The organism is Pantoea sp. MHSD4 (assembly GCF_021043305.1).
Lineage (GTDB): Bacteria > Pseudomonadota > Gammaproteobacteria > Enterobacterales > Enterobacteriaceae > Pantoea > Pantoea eucalypti.
In genome coordinates this window covers 413291-429149 of the sequence record NZ_JAJNDH010000004.1, presented here as the reverse complement: position 1 = coordinate 429149, position 15859 = coordinate 413291, and the positions used below count along the sequence as shown (strand labels likewise).

The following is a 15859-nucleotide window of genomic DNA, read 5'->3' as shown; positions in this document are numbered from 1 at the left end:
ACCGTTAAGCCCTTTTATAGTCGTGTTCTCTACAGCAGATGAGAGGTAACACTATGAAAGCAGCTGTACTCGAATCATTCGGTAATCCACTCAGCATTCAGGATGTCCCGCCGCCGATCCTCGGAACAGGGGAGGTGATCGTGGATGTTGTAGCCGCTCCCGTTCTTTCCTACGCCAGCGAAGTATTCAGTGGCGCCAGAAGATATCTTTTACCTCCACCGGTTATTCCTGGGTGTGGGGCCATTGGCCGGGTGCGCGAAACAGGGCCCGATGCTGCATGGCTTAAACCGGGTGACTGGGTTTTTTGCGATCCCACCGTCCGATCAAGAGATAACGCGCAGTCGCCTGAAATCGTGTTACAGGGCTGGAGTGCACGGGGGGAAGGCGGACAAAAAATCCAGCAATACCATCTGAATGGCAGCTTCGCTGAACAGATTCGTGTGCCCACTGAAAATGCTGTGGCAATGGGTGATATCGATCCTGCTGAAGCCGCTGCATGGTGCGCCATCAATACGTTACTGGTGGCCTATGGTGGTTTACTGGCGATGGAACTTAAAGCCGGTGAGAACTTACTGGTTAGTGGGGCCACCGGTAATTTTGGCAGTTCAGCCGTGCTGGCTGCCCTCGCCATGGGAGTCAGTAAAGTCATCGCGCCCGGACGCAACCCGCGGGTTTTGCAGGAGCTCAGGAAACGGTTTGGCTCGCGGATTGAAACCGTCACGCTCAGCGGTGTCGCTGATGAAGATATTTCTGCAATGAAAAGTGCTGCGGAGGGTCCCATTGATGCGGTGCTGGACTTGCTCCCGCCTTCAGCTCCGGCATCCGCGGCGCGCAATGCCATTATGTCGGTGAGACCCTATGGTCGCGCGGTGCTGATGGGGGGCGTCGGCATGCTGGGTGGGGATGATCTGGCGCTGCCTTATCCGTGGATCATGCGCAATCTCATCACCATTAAAGGACAGTGGATGTATGAACCTCAGGCTGTGTACACGCTCGTGGGGCTGATCCGGGCAGGATTACTGGATCTCAGCCATTACGCGGTTACGGAATTTGCACTGGGTGATATTAATCGCGCCATCACGCATGCCGCTGAAAATAGCGGTCCCTTTAAGCTGACGGTGATTCGCCCGTAACGGTTTCAGAGAAAGCCTGTTGCTTACTTTTAGCTGCGCTATTCATTTACGCTCAATAACGACGCCTCATGGACTAACCCATTAAATGTCGAGTGATTTATAATTTCTGCGCAACTGAATGCGACAGGCAATCCCGGTAAATAACAGAGTTATAATCGTGACTACCCATGGCAGCTAAATAACAGTAACAGGACATTCAGTCAGGTTCAGGCTTAATTACACTGAATCACTAAAATGTGGTTAGTCGAAGACACCATTGATGACGGCGGTTACGATAGCGGTGCTTAGAGCAATAAGCACCAGGTCATCTCCTACGGCTCGCCACTCGTAGCCAGGATAATAGGGCAGTTCATTTATCATTGATGGAGGCAACGTTTTTTTGGCAATACCCGGCGGCAAAGGTTTACCACGAGCAACTTTTTTTGCTATTCCTGGCGGCAAAGACTGATAGCCGACAAGGCCATAATTGACGGCAAGGTTACGTGCTAGAGAGTAGTTGATATCTGACCCGACGTGATCGGGTCGTCCAGGGTTCTTACGATTTCCATGTTTGTCTTTCGCACCCGCATTACCATGCCCCTTGTTTCCGTGCTCTCCGCTTTTGCCGTTATTACCCTGGGTTCCGCTATTACCATTACCCTGACCGCCACCACCGTTGCCGTTGCCCGGATTTGCAGAAACTGGTGCAGCAAGCACGGTACAGGATATAACCACCGCAAATGCGGCTTTTAAAGCGCGAGATTTGATCATGTTATCTTTCCTTAATATTATTCAATATTCTGAACCAGGACATTAAAAAGCGATGTAAGGAGGTGACATGAGTTCAACCTCATCACATTATTATTCCACCTGTTCATTATTACCCAGCATTAAACGGTCGACAAGCGCATAGCAATCTTAAGAATTATCTCAAAAAAAATCCTAAAAAGCTGTACCGTGTTTTGATATTTTGTATGAATTTCATGCTGAAGCCTTTGCTTGTAATAGATAAAAATCCGGCTTTAAGCGAGGCGGAATGCCTTTTCATTATTTTTATAATGCTGCAATTCATTGTATATATTTGCGATTACCTGAAATTACTACGACGCTTAATAACTCTGCAATATATGGCACCTTAAGCGAGGTAGAAAAGATGACGATTCATCGAGGCGGATCAGGTAATTTCCTGGAAAACCCGCAGCGGACTGAAGAAGCGGAAAGCAAAGGCGGCTCTGGCCGACACTTCGCACCTGCAAGTTTCATCTCTTTCTACCGTGATTGCCAGCTACCATTTCCTGTATTAAAAATCTGAACGGCTTTAGCAATACGCGAGTTCACGCGCGAACTGATACCTGACTTATTTCACTATCAGGCTGAGCTGAGTTTTCTGATACCGGTCTCCCCATAATATTCAGGAGTTCAAAATGAAAATTAATAAAAGCTATAAAGGATGGCTGGCTGTATCAGCCGTTGTCGCTCTCTTCAGCACTGCCAGCGTGCAGGCTGAGACGCAGACAAGCGCCCCGCAGGGTGGGAATACACCGCAGACCATTAAGAATGACAAGCTCAGTCCTGGTGACGAAAAAGCACTGAAGGATATGGCTCAGGCCAATATCAATGAAATTGCCGCCGCCAAAATTGCGCTGAACACGACACAAAGCGCAGAAGTTAAAACCTTTGCGCAGAAGATGGTTGAAGATCATGGCAGTGCCTTGAAAAAAGTTCAGGCGGTTGCTAAGCAAAAAGAGGTGGCATTACCTACTGCACCAGATGCTAAACATAAGGCCATGGCCGACAAACTGGAAAAGCAGAGCGGTGGTAATTTTGACAAAATGTATATGGAAAATGCCGGTGTAATGGACCATAAGAAGGTGCTGGCGACGTTGAAAAGTGACGCGACGAAGATAAAGGATCCCGATGTGAAGGCGCTGGCCGATGCACACACCCCTGTTGTAGAACAGCATCTGACGTCCGCCCAGCACATGTCGATGTAACGGGGCTGCCCGGTTACCGAATTATCCGCCAGCGCTGTTACGGGATCAATTAAGCGGATTCACATCTACGTGGATCCCGATTTCGACAGCACGCATGAAGAGCGATTTTTGTGGCGTGCAGTGGATATGACTCGTTCAGGTGACCTCTGGATGATGAAGTGGCATGCGCTCAGACACTGACGTGGAAGCCGTCATTCACGCCATTCCGCTGCCAGCACTCAGTAGCCGGAGATCATTATGACGCGGTGCAAACTGCTATGTCTCCGGTCAACGATACCGGCTTTGAACCCGTGTACTCAGTGCCGATCGCGGAATCATGGCGTCAGCAGCCTTGTTACTGCTGTGACCGGGAAAGCATCCGTTATGCTGCGTACTCAGGTGGTAACCAACGAGGGAGAATGTCAGGCCCGGTTGCCACTGCTTTACGCCAGCTTCGCAAAGCTGGGTAGTACACCTTCTCCTCAGGATATTATCGAAAACAACCGCGCCATAAACTGGCCGGTTAGCCCGGTTCCGCTGCTAACATCCAGCCTGAATAAAGCCCCGAAACGAGGCTTAATGATTTTTATTTTCCACCAGGCTTATTCCTGCATGTCGCCAGTATATCGTCCGTCGCAACATACTCCCGAGTCTGAACGCCGGTAATACCCAGCATGGTAGAAAACAGATTGTCCTGAGAGTATTTTTGCGTCGAACCCTGATGGCTCAAACATGTGTAGTCCACGGCATAACGCTGCTGGTAATCGGGCGACAGCCAGATAAGCAGCGGCACGCGGGTCTGGACTTCAGGCGCGATAGCATAGGGCAGGCCATGCAGATAAACACCTTTTTCACCCAGTGACTCACCGTGATCAGACAGGTAAACCAGACTGGTCGTAAACTTCTCCTGATGGGCTTTCAGTAATTCAATCGCTTTATCGACGATATAGTCCGCATACAGGATGGTGTTGTCATAGGTATTAACCAACTGTTCCTGCGAACACTCCTGAATCTGATTAGTTTCACAGGTGGGTTTAAATTTGCCGAATTCCGGAGGATAACGGTGATTGTAGGTCGGGCCATGACTGCCGATAGTGTGCAGCACGATCACGCCACTGCCCTGAAGCTGGTTGATATACTCCTCCAGGCCATGGAAAAGAATCTCATCATAGCACTCGCCTTTGATGCACATTCCCGGAAGATTCAGCGCGGTCATATCCTGATTAGGCACGCGATCGCACGCCCCTTTGCATCCCGCATCGTTCTCATGCCATAGAACACTCAGACCTGAACGCTGAATCACATCCAGCAATCCTTCCTGATGGCTGGCCAGCGCATCATCATAATGTCTGCGCGGCATGTTTGAAAACATGCAGGGAACAGAGACCGCCGTGGAGGTGCCACAGGAGGAGAAGTCATGAAAATAGACAACGTCCTCTTTCGCCAGTAAGGGGTTGGTCGGTCGTTGATAACCGCCCAGAGAAAAATTGGCGGCACGAGACGTTTCACCCACCACCAGAATCGTCAGGTTCTTTTTAGGGCCATCCAGCATGACCGGAAGTTGATGGGCATCTTCACCTATTTTCACCAGCGGAAGATTGGCCCGCTCGCGGTGATTATAGTAGGAGAGCGAGGCAGCAATGAAATTCGACGGACTCAGGGATTTCACCAGCTCGTGATTGTTACGAAACAGTGAGGCGTAATCCTTATAAAACAACATGGCTATGATGGCTATCAGTGCAACAGAAATCACCAGACTCACCGCGCGCTGAATCACGCCTTTCCATACCGGAACCGACTTTTTAAACGCAGGCCAGAAGGCCAGAGCAGCCATAAAAATACCGGTAAAAAATATCACCGCAATCATCTTTGGTGTCAGCAGCGCCATACTTTCTGCTGGCGTGGTATCCACCATATTGGTGATCATCGAGCGATCAAGGACGATGCCATAGTGCTGAATAAAGTACTGAGCCGCAGCGGAGACAATGACAAACAGTGCAATGGTTATCCTGTCCAGCCACAAAAATGAGGCAAGCGTCAGCACAATATTAATGACGCAGAAAGCGACGATTGGCATGGAGAGGAAAAAAAGATATTTGCTAAGCCCGTTCATCTCTATAAGCGAGTAAGCCTGGCGGTAAAAGGCGAAATTGAGAAAAACAGAAATATAGAGTGAGAATAACAGGATGAATGTAATGCGGGGCAATACAGGCTGACTCATTCTGAAGCGTGCCATAAAGGTATTCCGTAACCTTGAAGAAGTGGATCCAAAAAGATTGTTTTTAAAATTGATTAGTAAAAATTAATAAAAACTATGTGCCGTATACCACATATAGATGAAGCTCAGCACAGTAAATACTGAAATAGCCAAAGAAAAACATTCGCTTAATGAAAATTTGAGCATGGCTGGCGCCTGAAAGTTTGCATATTCACATTAGCTAATGTGAAGCTAAAATGAACTTATTGCTACAGTTTGTGCGGTATATCTTGGGTTTTTGTGATCTGTATCTCATTAATTAAACTGAGGTCCTGAAATTGATTAGTGTGGCTGGGGGATTACAGAACAATTTGAGAGACGCTGAACGTCTGGTATCTGACAGGAACCTATAAAATAAAAAGAGTCAGCGCCCGTTCAGTCTATTCTCTGTAATATTAGCCCTGCGTCATACGCAATCGGCTTCATCAGAAAAGGCTCAATCCGGATAGAAAGCGAACGGGTTTCCCCGTCCGTTTTTACCAGGAACAGTTACACCTCTTTTCGTCCAGAAAAACGCTCTTTCATCAGAGAAATGCAATGCCGATATCCAGCGCCGGTGAGGGTGGCATAAAACTGGCTTTTCCCAGCGACAGCATATCCGCAATATGCGGGTTTTCCTGCTTCATAATGAAATCTGCCAGCAGACTGCCCGCTACGGTCTGTTTAGAAACGTCAGCACCGTTACAGCCACCCGCTGTGCAAACAAGTTTGTTCAGCATGCCCCATTCAGGCGCCCCGTTCCGCGTAACGCTGATGGTACCGGACCACGTGTGAGATAACTTGACACTGCTCAGGGTCGGATAGACTTTATTAAATAAACGCTGATGCAGTTGAGTTGCCAGGTAAGTCCTGGCGGTACTCACCTGACCTTTAAGCGCGGGTATTACATGCTGGCGAATCAGGAAGCGGCGATCTGTTGTGAAACGGAAGGTTGCTCCGGCAATGGCATTGACGGGCGTCAGCCCCCAACTCTGCATAGGAGGAAGGGTCGCGAGTTGTTCATCTTTCAGTGGATCGGTAATGCTGGCAAACGTGGCCATAGCGGCCTGACGCGAGAGTCCCGGACGCAGCTCTGGCGAGAGTGCATTGGTAGCCAGCATCACTTTTGGTGTTTTGATCACGCCAAATGGCGTCAGCACTTCAGCCACGCTGCCATAACGAATACCCAGTACTGGTGTATTATCGTAACGTTGAATATTTTCAGGAAAATAATGGTTCAGGCCGGCAATCAGCTGCGTCGGATTAACCAGCACACATCCCGGCGTGAATATCCCTTTCCTGTAAAAGCGCGTGCCAAGTTTAGGGTACAGCTCTTCACTGCTTAACATCTGCCACGGCTCATCCATTAAATCGAGATGGCTGGCGTACTCCTTCAATATACGATCATTGCCACGCTCCGCCTGGCAGTGATATTTACCGACCTGTTCCCAGTCGCACTGAAGATCATGCTCTGAAATGACCTGCTCCAGCTGACGAATGCCTTCCTGAAGCAGGTTACGGTAAGCGTTGGCCTTTTTTAGTTCGGCCGTTGAGCTGCCAATATTATGAGGCAGCCCGATAACAAACCCGGAGTTGCGTGCGGATGCGCTTTCCCGTGTGGTGTACGCGTCGACGATGATGATTTTCAGGGTGGGATTAATTTCAGCCAGGCGGCGCGCAAAGGCGACACCGGCAAATCCCGCGCCGACAATGACCCAGTCGGCGGTGATATCCCCCCGCAGCATAGGTTGCGAGGGGAAACATGACTCACCCGCAGGTCAGCCTGAATGATTATGATTGAACGGTATTGATGAATAGCGCAATTCCCTGTGCCTTATTTGAAAAATAAAGCAATTTTTATAAGGGAAAGTGGGATAACTGTGCCAGCGGTAATCTGACTATTGTTGATTTCAGACAAGTAAAATTCCGGTGGATGATTATTACTCAACAGGTAAAGAGGGGGAGAGCATCGCAAAGATGCCTGTAGGGCGTCAAAGCACTCTGTTAATTTCAGCGACTACCTGCATTGTGGCCTCTTCAATGCTTCCTTCATTGCGGCATAAAAACCAGCCGTGCCTGGCAACCTCAAGCTCAAAAGCACGGGTACAGGCGACATGTTCTTCCAGGCGGTGAATCACCGTACTTCCCAGACCCCGCGAACGCGCTGCGGCTCTTTCCCATGATACCTCTGGTGCCGTGACCACCCCGACATGCAGGTCTGGTGCTCGCACGTTGTGCTCTATATTTAGCTGCACTATCTCCGCGAAAGGCACCATTCGTCGAAATGCGGCATCCGACGGATACCAGCGATCCATCAGAATAATGCAGTTCTCAGGCTGCTTAGTGAGTACGTTCTGTGAAATCCAGGCACGGCTTAAAGCAAAGCGTTCACAAATCTCCCGTTCCAGATCGACGGAGGGATCTCTGGCAAGTCGGTTGACCAGCGCCATGGATTCCGCCCTGAAGGGATCGCTTTTTTGCTCGCTAAGCCGGATCACCTTCCTGTTATCTGCTCTTAGCACTTGCGTAATGGACTCCAGCAGGGTGGTTTTACCGGTTCCCTTGGGCCCATCCAGAGTCACAAACAGCTGACGATTCATGATCCCAATGACATGGGAGTCGGGGAGTTTATATAGCGGGTACTTGCCAAAAGCATGTTTTTTACCTGATAAAGCTGAGCTTACGTCGTTCGCTGAGGCCGTATGAGCGCATGGATTGAGATCAGTACGGTGTAGTTTAAGGGAAGCGTCAATAAAACGGAAAAAATCCCGCGAGTGCCTGTCTCTGTTTTATCTATTCAACTCCACGCCTTCATTTAAAGTAACGAGGTGTTAAAGGAAACCTCCAGCACAGGCTGGAGTCTGGTGAGCAATACGCGTCACGATTATGCTCATAGCGCCTCGTTAAATTGCTTCTATTCTAATCCTGCGAAAGGTGGCTTTGATGTCTTATGAAGAGGAAACCAAACTGGAGACCGCTTTAAAACTGGCGGCCGATCATCCAGCAGAACGACCTGAATTTTAACGGGTACTTTTGGCGTCATCGCTTTACCTCCCTTGTACTTCCGGACGGAAAATGGGTGAGGGTAAGGTCGAACTGAAGGCGGGTGAGAATATATCAATTCAGCTTTGGGAAAAACCGGATGGCACGCCAGTCATTCCGGTATTCAGTTCGCAGCGAAGAGAGCCGGGGGTCTGGACTTCTGGTTAATGAATTGCCAGCGACGTACAGGATTTTAAATACCGCGCGCGGAACAGAGCTAAAATTCAGTCAGACCCGCAAGCATCCCTTACCCTTAAGGCTGAATCACCTTACCCTGCTCATCAAGCAGATCCGTCAGGAGTGCCGTGCCATCGCTCCCCACCCGGAAGGCTCCGAAACGAGCTTGCGCAAAACGCTCGCCATGGCCTTCCTGAAAGAAATAAGCGTTAGTGCCGACGGTCAGCGAACCATAATGTTGATGGTATTTCACCCGCAGCTGATTGGGTTGCAGAGATTCACCCTGATCAAACCGGGCCTGAGTCGCATGACGCTGCGCATCGAGATCAACAATCAGGGTTCCGCTGGTGGGCAGACATGGCGCTGACAGTGTCGCACCGCAGGCCTCAGCCTGTTGATACAACGTCAACTCCAGAGGGCGGGTAAGGGCATAATTCAGTGCCATGTAGTCGCCCTGCATCAGGGATCGTGGGTCAACCGGGGCAAGAGGTAAAATCATGACCGCGCCCTGTTTCAGCAACAGCTCTTTTTGCCAGATGCTGACATTGACGGCTATCAGCGCCAGCACTATTACCGCGGCTGCCAGCCAACGGCTCTGTTTACGCATTCTCACTGGCACCTCCAATCTGTGCAGGCAACACTTTTTTGACTCCCCATGCCAGGCCCAGTAAAACCAGACCGCCCGCCAGCAGCAGCAGGGATTTCTGCAACAGCGTAACTTCCAGGAAGTAATACCAGCCAATGACATACAGCACCATGAAACCGCTACTGACCACCAGCAATCCCGGACTTCCCTGATAACGCGCCATCAGAATCAGCCACAAGCCCAGCCCGATACCCGGTGCGAAAAGAGCAGCAGCACCGCAGATCAGGGCCGCGGGCAGTGTGATTATCGAAAACAGCGGCTGGCCGTTCCTTCTCTGACTGAGCACACTCAGCATTAAACCTGCCGCGATCCCTGTGCCCATAGCAGACTGAAGCGTAGCAAACTGCGCAGCGGACCAGAACATATCCGTCATAAACGCCGCATTTATTCCCAGGAAACTCAGCATCATCAGACCAGCCGGAATGCCATACAGCAGGGGAGGTACCGCTTCAGCATATGGCCCAGCCTGTAACCTCAGTTGATGGCTGACAATCCATAGCCACAGAAATATGACCGCCGCCACCAGTATAGAAACAGCAAGGTGACCCGCCGTCGGCGACAGGGTCAGCCGGGCCAGTGAATAGCCCGCCAGCACCAGAAAAAAGGTCATGGCCGTGATGGCCATAAAACGGTAGGAGCGGTCCGGCATCGACACGGCCATCACGGCAAGAATCGGCAAGGCACACAATGAACCAGACATCATAAAGCTGAAGTCACTGCTCTGGATTTGCAGCAGAACGCCGAAGATCAGCCCGCACGTTGCCGCAATGGCCCACGCCAGCCCGAGGTGATGTTTACCATCACGCTCATTGCGTAACAGGCCTCGCGCAATGACGGCGAGCAGCAGTGAAGGCAGAATAAGGGTGGCAGAATTCGGATTGTCGAGTAAGTCAGCGGCATAGAGCACCAGCGCCATCAGTAACAGAATGATGATGGCTGCGATCCAGCCTCCGACACTCAGCGCGAGCCTCAGATACCAGGGCAGATCCGATGCGTGACCGCGTTGCTTAATTTCCTCAATCTGCGAGGCGCTCAGCAAACCCTGCTGACGCAAGGTGCTTGTCAGTAAGGTCAGCCTGGCCGGAACCAGATCGATTGGCCGCTTTTCAGCCAGTTTGCGTTGCCAGTTCAGCAGGATAGAACCATTTACCAATACCCAGAAAATCATCAGTGCACCGGTCAGAAACAGGTCACCCGTATCATAGGCCAGCAGGAAAAGCTGCATGATCAGCGCGCAGCCCACAACGGTCAGACTGGCAACACCCAGCGTCAGCATGCAAAGGTCCACGTAGCGATAACGGTACAGGTAATAGCCTGCCAGCAGGGTGATCATCCAGCCTATCGTGACAGATGTAACGTGGTTAGCCCCTTCCCAGTCAGAAAGATTTCCGGCCACGATGGTGGTCAGCAGCAACAGTAAAAATCCTGCCATAACGCGTGATAACCAGCGGCTTGCCAGCCAGCTCTCAGGATGATGCGTAATCGCCCGCCAGGCCAGCGCTTCCCGGACAAGCAGGCAGGCTGCCAGCAGCGCCAGATAGCTGTGAAGCACAGCCGTCGGGATCCGGGGAACGTTGTCAAAGACAGCGAGATCCAGCAGTGACGTGGGTAACGTGGTGTAATAGAGCTGAAACCCCAGGTTAGCGACCAGCCAGCTGCAAAACCACAGGCTGTTTTGCCGGGCAATCAGCGCCAGCGGCAAAAGAACGCATAACCAGGCCCTGAATAGCTCCCAGCTGTCAGCTCCGGTCTGGTAAATCTGCCCATAGAGTGCAAACAGGGCGCCGAACCCTAAACCTGCCGCCAGCAGTGCGCTGCGAGCCAGCGTGCTATACCATCGCCACCAGACCAACACCGAGAGCGCGACTATCAGCAGTTCGGCCAGGGCAAATTTCGCCATCTTCGGCAGCCAGACCCAGTTCCAGGCAATAAAGAACACCGCGCCAGCAACCAATGACAGTAAGCCCAGAAAGCAAAGCACCGGGATAAGAAACTGACGCCACTGATTATCTGACGGCCTGATACCACAGAAAGTATAGATACGCTGGCAGGTCTCCGGCGTCAGGCTCCCGCCTTTCACCAGCCCAGCGATCTGACGGCACAGATACGCTGCCGTCCGTGACGGCATCCCGGTTATGCCATCAGGTGCAATCTCCCTCATACTTTCCCTGCCTCTGTTTGCGGTGTGACTTTAATGATGACGTTAACCACTGCTTTTCCCTGCGATCAATCCATGTATCAGCTCTGCTGAGCGGCAGATAATTTTGCAGAACAAATGTAAACATCTTTTCCGGGATATAACAGTGTAAATCAAAGGCGAGGGGGGAACTCTGCGCGATCCGCCGCATGCTTATGATCATGAGTATCGCAGACCAGAAACATCTGCGTTTACTGATGTAAAAATCCGGACCATTGTGTCTGAACAGACAGATTCATCCTGCTTTCTCATCGGGGTATCTATATCGGCATAGACTTCACCGGCGTTGGGCTGGGTGTATATGAGAACGTCAAAGCATTTTTCCCGCAGGTGAAGGAGTTTGTCTATAACCCAAATGTTAAGAACACCCTGGTGCTGAAGGGTTACGACACCATCGCCAGCGGGCGGCTGGAGTTTGACGCCAGCCGCAGCGAAGGAGTCAGCCACGGCGATTTAGCCTGGGCGACCATGCACGCGCTGGCAAACGAGCCGCTGCAGGGACAGGCGGCACACACGCAGAATGCAGAACATTGTGGAAATTTACTGATGAGCAAACGCAGTAACCGCATCCGCTCGTAGCCCATGCCGCGGCCGGATAACATGACCAGCGGGGCAGCGTCGGAGGCTTTTACCTTTGGCGACCCGAACCCGGTACTGGACCGCCGCGAACTGCTGGACTACCTGGAGTGCGTTATCAATGATCGCTGGTATGAACTGCCTGTCAGCGTTGACGGGCTGGCGCGCGCGTTCCGCGCCGCCGTGCTTCACAGCTCACCCATCAGCGTAAAGTGCAATATTCTGGCGAGTACCTTTATCCCACATCGGCTGCTGAGTCAGCAGGCGTTTAGCCACTTTGCGCTGGATTATTTGATTTTCGGTAATGCCTACCTGGAGAAGCGGACCAGCCGCCTAGGCAGCGTGCTGAAGCTGGAACCGTCGCTGGCGAAGTTCACCCGGCGCGGACTCGACCTGGACACGTACTGGTATGCGCACTATGGCATTAACACGGAGACGTATGAATTTGAGAAGGGCAGCGTGTTTCACCTGATGGAGCCGGACATTAATCAGGAGATTTACGGTCTACCGGGCTACCTGTCGGCTATCCCGTCGGCGCTGCTGAATGAGTCGGCTACACTGTTCCGCCGCAAGTATTACCTTAACGGCAGCCATGCGGGGTTCATCATGTACATGACTGACCCGGCGCAGAGCCAGCAGGACGTGGACAACATCCGCGGTGCCATGAAAAGCGCAAAGGGCCCTGGCAACTTCCGTAACCTGTTTATGTACAGCCCGAACGGGAAAAAAACGGCATCCAGATCATCCCGCTGTCTGAGGTGGCGGCGAAGGATGAATTTCTGAACATCAAAAACGTGAGCCGTGACGACATGCTGGCCGTGCATCGGGTTCCACCTCAGCTGATGGGGATTATCCCCAGCAACACGGGCGGGTTCGGTGACGTGGAAAAGGCAAGCAAAGTGTTTGTGCGTAATGAACTCATGCCATTGCAAAAACGTTTTGAAGAATTAAATGAATGGATTGATGATGATATAATTAAATTTAACAAATACACCCTTGATTAGATTAAAAGCCGCAGTTAGCGGCTTTTTTCTATTCTGATATTTACTAGATGGAAAGCTCTATTTTACTTCTAAGCGCGCGCTTGTAGCCCCGCCACGCCTGCCCGCTTTATGGAGTGGTTTTCATGCACCTGCATGACACAAACAAAAGCCCGCCAGTACTGTCGGGCTGAAGGGTAAACGATCTTTGTGGGATCATGCGGATTCATGCAGCATAGACATGCACATGGCTAAAGCGCGCTGAGATCACTCAAAACTTCGACAACTCTGAGGAATGGCCGTTAGCGTGAAGGTGTTCGATCACTCTTTCCTTAACGATACTGAGCCATTGCGCTGCTGTCATATCCCATCTGTCCGGTGCAAAGTCATACCTGTACCGCTCGGAAAAAACCTTTAGGCCATCAGATTCCTGTTCAAAATCCTGAATATTAGCCAGTAGCATTCTCAGATTGAAAGGGTTGGAAGTGGCAAGATATTCATTTAGCAGGTTATCAAAATCACAATCAGGGTCGAAAATATCACAATCCTGACCATAATACGCCACAACGAGATTATCCATCTCGCAAGATTTAGTCATATCAGTATCCATATAACTCCTTATGGCGTAGGAAACGCAGTAACAAGATAATATTGCTTACCATTGAAAGTCGTGGGCCTGATGACTATTCGGACACCATAGGCTTTCTTAACCTCTGTCGCCCCCCGCTCAATGTATGTACCGATCGGAAAATTGAACTTGTGCGCATAAACAAGCGTCGTGCGTGCATGTGAATACTTCAAAGCATACTCAATCTGTGTTCTTTTAACAGATAGCACTTCAGATATGACCAGCTCTGCCTGCCTGAGATTTTTGAAGCTACTAGATACATGGGGCGCGCGGGTTTATGAAAAACGGGCTATCAGTTGTTCCGGTGTCCTTCCTACGTGACGCGCAATCGTATGTCCCAGCACTCCGCCCTCATGCTCAGTCAGCCTGATACGGCCAGAATACACCGAAGCAACTCTTGCAGCACCCGCGGCTGAGGCGAAAATAAAGGGTACGGCAAGATCAACGGTTACCCCTACTTTGTAAGCTGTTGCATAATCCGCCCCTAACTCACCCGCCGCAATTTCAGCTACTACGGCGCCTTCGCCAGCGCGTTTCCCCAGGGTTTGCCGGTGGGTATCGGCTCAGGTTTGCTTTTTACCGGCAGGCAGGGGATGCGCTGACCTTTGCGACCATCACCGATCGCGGACCGAATGCCGACTCGCCTGATAGGGGTAAGAAAGAGTCAAAAATTTTTGTCATGCCAGATTTCGCCCTATTGCTGATGAATACTCGTGTACAGAACGGCAAAGCCGAAGCCACGGATGCCCGACCGTTGCATGACGATAAGGGCAACGTAAACGGATTGCCGTTGCAGGATGGCGTCATCGGAGCAACCAATAAAATCGCATTAAGCGATACGCTGAAAGTGCTGCAGGGAGATAACCGCGGTCTGGATATAGAAGGCATTGCGCCGGATGGGAAGGGCGGATACTGGCTGTGCGATGAGTATGGCCCGTTCCTGATTAACGTTGATGAGCACGGTAAAATTCTGGCGATGCATGGCCCTCAGGCAGCAGACGGTGAAAAATCCATCGCGGGCGGACTGCCGAACATACTCAAATGGCGTCAGCCTAATCGTGGTTTTGAGGGAATCACCCGCATGCCAGATGGGCGAATCATCGCTGCGGTGCAGAGCACGCTGGATATCGACGGTAAAAGTAAAAAGCAGGCGCGCTTTACACGGCTGGTTAGCTTCGATCCGGCGACCGGAAAAACCGCGATGTATGGTTACCCTATCGACGGCGAGGCTTACAGTAAAAACAGTGATGCAAAAATTGGCGATATCGTGGCAATCGACAATCAGCATCTTCTGCTGATAGAGCAAGGCACCAACAAAAATGACGCGATGCGTAACCTTGTCTACAAGGTAGATTTGCGTCCGGCTACCGAGCTTTCAGCATTTGATAAGCCTGGCGACTATCCGGAGTTCGACGACAAGAAAACGCTGGCGCAGCGCGGTATTAAGCTCGCAGCGAAATCGCTGGTGGTCGATTTACGTCAACTCGGCTGGCAGCAGGAAAAGGCCGAAGGACTGGCATTGATCGATAATAGAATGCTGGCGGTCACGAATGATAACGACTTCGGTGTGAAAGCAGTCATGCAAAATCCGGTTGAAGGCAAGAAGCGCAAAGATTATCGGGTGACGGATCAGGGGACACTGACGGTAGATGATAAGCCGGTGGCCACGACAATCGGCCTGAAGCCGCTGAAGAAACCTGAGGTGGATAGCGAGTTGTGGATCGTAACACTAGCGGAACCGCTTAAATAAACGATATCCCTAACCCGGGCTGTGTTCCTTAATTGCATCACCTGCTGTAAAAGAGCCGGATGTAACAGCCCGATTTTAACACCGACAGATATTTTCCGGCCGTTTTGTCACAAGTTGTGGCAGTCCGCTAGTCATTTCTTACCATTCAAATGTTTCTCTGATGCTTTGCGGCGTTAATCTTCATGGGTGAGTTCTGTGCGCCTGGCCGAAACAGAGTAACTTGCAATTGCGAGCGCACTACGGCCATCTGTGAACCTGATGGCATCAGAAAAGTGGTCGTCTGCTGATCGTGCATTTAGTCATCTCAATTTCTCCTGTTAATGATGCTTCCTTCGTTATGTATCCCCCGCTTATCAGCGTATGAAGATGAAAAATTTTGAAAACGACATTCGTTCAGAGGTTTTCAAAAGGGTAATGCCTGCAATTGCCATTCTGGAAATAACGTTATTTTTCATTTAGTTGAACTGTGATCTTGATGGCTATTATTTATTGTTACATTATAACGTAACTAAAAATGTCGCATATTTGAACCCTTTCTTTAA

The 15859-nt window shown here is 50.7% G+C and carries 10 protein-coding genes and 5 pseudogenes; 7 read left to right on the top strand and 8 right to left on the bottom strand.

Annotated elements, in window-relative coordinates:
* The first annotated feature begins 53 nt into the window (after nt 1-53).
* On the top strand, nt 54-1133 hold the full coding sequence (locus LQK91_RS15060; protein WP_105099622.1) for an alcohol dehydrogenase catalytic domain-containing protein: 1080 nt from the start codon (nt 54-56) through the stop codon (nt 1131-1133).
* Nucleotides 1134-1373: 240 nt separating this feature from the next.
* Here LQK91_RS15060 and LQK91_RS15055 read toward each other — a convergent pair whose 3' ends face one another.
* On the bottom strand, nt 1374-1883 hold the full coding sequence (locus LQK91_RS15055) for an anti-virulence regulator CigR family protein (RefSeq protein WP_039661775.1): 510 nt from the start codon (nt 1881-1883) through the stop codon (nt 1374-1376).
* A 382-nt stretch (nt 1884-2265) separates the two neighbouring features.
* Here LQK91_RS15055 and LQK91_RS15050 point away from each other — a divergent pair, with 382 nt between their 5' ends.
* Nucleotides 2266-2424 (top strand): general stress protein, encoded by a 159-nt coding sequence (locus LQK91_RS15050; RefSeq protein WP_167518484.1) that lies wholly within the window; start codon nt 2266-2268, stop codon nt 2422-2424.
* A 112-nt stretch (nt 2425-2536) separates the two neighbouring features.
* Nucleotides 2537-3106 (top strand): DUF4142 domain-containing protein, encoded by a 570-nt coding sequence (locus LQK91_RS15045; RefSeq protein ID WP_008924444.1) that lies wholly within the window; start codon nt 2537-2539, stop codon nt 3104-3106.
* A gap of 565 nt (nt 3107-3671) precedes the next feature.
* Here the strand turns inward: LQK91_RS15045 and eptA are convergent.
* From eptA to LQK91_RS15030, 3 genes and pseudogenes are all read right to left on the bottom strand, one after another.
* Complete coding sequence (gene eptA / locus LQK91_RS15040; RefSeq protein WP_105099623.1) at nt 3672-5321, bottom strand: phosphoethanolamine transferase EptA; 1650 nt, start codon at nt 5319-5321, stop codon at nt 3672-3674.
* A gap of 510 nt (nt 5322-5831) precedes the next feature.
* Nucleotides 5832-7144, bottom strand: a pseudogene (locus LQK91_RS15035) (NAD(P)/FAD-dependent oxidoreductase).
* Between the two features lie 168 nt (nt 7145-7312).
* Nucleotides 7313-7921, bottom strand: a complete 609-nt coding sequence (locus LQK91_RS15030) for a dTMP kinase (RefSeq protein ID WP_008924439.1) — start codon at nt 7919-7921, stop codon at nt 7313-7315.
* 433 nt (nt 7922-8354) lie between these two features.
* Between LQK91_RS15030 and LQK91_RS15025 the strand changes: the two genes are divergently transcribed.
* Nucleotides 8355-8531: an SseB family protein gene (locus LQK91_RS15025; RefSeq protein ID WP_255694377.1), complete on the top strand. Its 177-nt coding sequence runs from the start codon at nt 8355-8357 to the stop codon at nt 8529-8531.
* Between the two features lie 85 nt (nt 8532-8616).
* On the opposite strand, the gene LQK91_RS15020 is transcribed toward LQK91_RS15025, so the two are convergent.
* Together LQK91_RS15020 and LQK91_RS15015 are read right to left on the bottom strand one after the other, a co-directional pair.
* Nucleotides 8617-9147: a GDYXXLXY domain-containing protein gene (locus tag LQK91_RS15020; protein WP_105099624.1), complete on the bottom strand. Its 531-nt coding sequence runs from the start codon at nt 9145-9147 to the stop codon at nt 8617-8619.
* The gene (locus LQK91_RS15015) at nt 9140-11347 is read right to left on the bottom strand and encodes a DUF4401 domain-containing protein (protein WP_105099625.1); all 2208 of its coding nucleotides are present in this window, start codon (nt 11345-11347) and stop codon (nt 9140-9142) included. The genes LQK91_RS15020 and LQK91_RS15015 overlap by 8 nt, the downstream gene beginning before the upstream one ends.
* Before the next feature lie 297 nt (nt 11348-11644).
* On the opposite strand from LQK91_RS15015, the pseudogene LQK91_RS15010 reads away from it, so the two are divergent.
* Nucleotides 11645-11962, top strand: a pseudogene (locus LQK91_RS15010) (hypothetical protein); the annotation flags it as partial.
* Nucleotides 11963-11965: 3 nt separating this feature from the next.
* A pseudogene (locus tag LQK91_RS15005) lies at nt 11966-12963 on the top strand (phage portal protein).
* A gap of 247 nt (nt 12964-13210) precedes the next feature.
* Here the strand turns inward: LQK91_RS15005 and LQK91_RS15000 are convergent.
* Both LQK91_RS15000 and LQK91_RS14995 read right to left on the bottom strand, forming a co-directional pair.
* Nucleotides 13211-13549, bottom strand: a complete 339-nt coding sequence (locus LQK91_RS15000; protein WP_105099626.1) for a contact-dependent growth inhibition system immunity protein — start codon at nt 13547-13549, stop codon at nt 13211-13213.
* Between the two features lie 8 nt (nt 13550-13557).
* A pseudogene (locus LQK91_RS14995) lies at nt 13558-13821 on the bottom strand (RNase A-like domain-containing protein); the annotation flags it as partial.
* 252 nt (nt 13822-14073) lie between these two features.
* Between LQK91_RS14995 and LQK91_RS14990 the strand changes: the two are divergent.
* Nucleotides 14074-15317, top strand: a pseudogene (locus LQK91_RS14990) (esterase-like activity of phytase family protein); the annotation flags it as partial.
* Nucleotides 15318-15859: the final 542 nt, after the last annotated feature.

Bases quoted from the DNA above. Each gene is read 5' to 3' on its own strand.
- LQK91_RS15060 (WP_105099622.1), top strand. From the start codon at position 54: ATGAAAGCAGCTGTACTCGAATCATTCGGTAATCCACTCAGCATTCAG.
- LQK91_RS15055 (WP_039661775.1), bottom strand. From the start codon at position 1,883: ATGATCAAATCTCGCGCTTTAAAAGCCGCATTTGCGGTGGTTATATCC.
- LQK91_RS15050 (WP_167518484.1), top strand. From the start codon at position 2,266: ATGACGATTCATCGAGGCGGATCAGGTAATTTCCTGGAAAACCCGCAG.
- LQK91_RS15045 (WP_008924444.1), top strand. From the start codon at position 2,537: ATGAAAATTAATAAAAGCTATAAAGGATGGCTGGCTGTATCAGCCGTT.
- eptA (WP_105099623.1), bottom strand. From the start codon at position 5,321: ATGGCACGCTTCAGAATGAGTCAGCCTGTATTGCCCCGCATTACATTC.
- LQK91_RS15030 (WP_008924439.1), bottom strand. From the start codon at position 7,921: ATGAATCGTCAGCTGTTTGTGACTCTGGATGGGCCCAAGGGAACCGGT.
- LQK91_RS15020 (WP_105099624.1), bottom strand. From the start codon at position 9,147: ATGCGTAAACAGAGCCGTTGGCTGGCAGCCGCGGTAATAGTGCTGGCG.
- LQK91_RS15015 (WP_105099625.1), bottom strand. From the start codon at position 11,347: ATGAGGGAGATTGCACCTGATGGCATAACCGGGATGCCGTCACGGACG.
- LQK91_RS15000 (WP_105099626.1), bottom strand. From the start codon at position 13,549: ATGGATACTGATATGACTAAATCTTGCGAGATGGATAATCTCGTTGTG.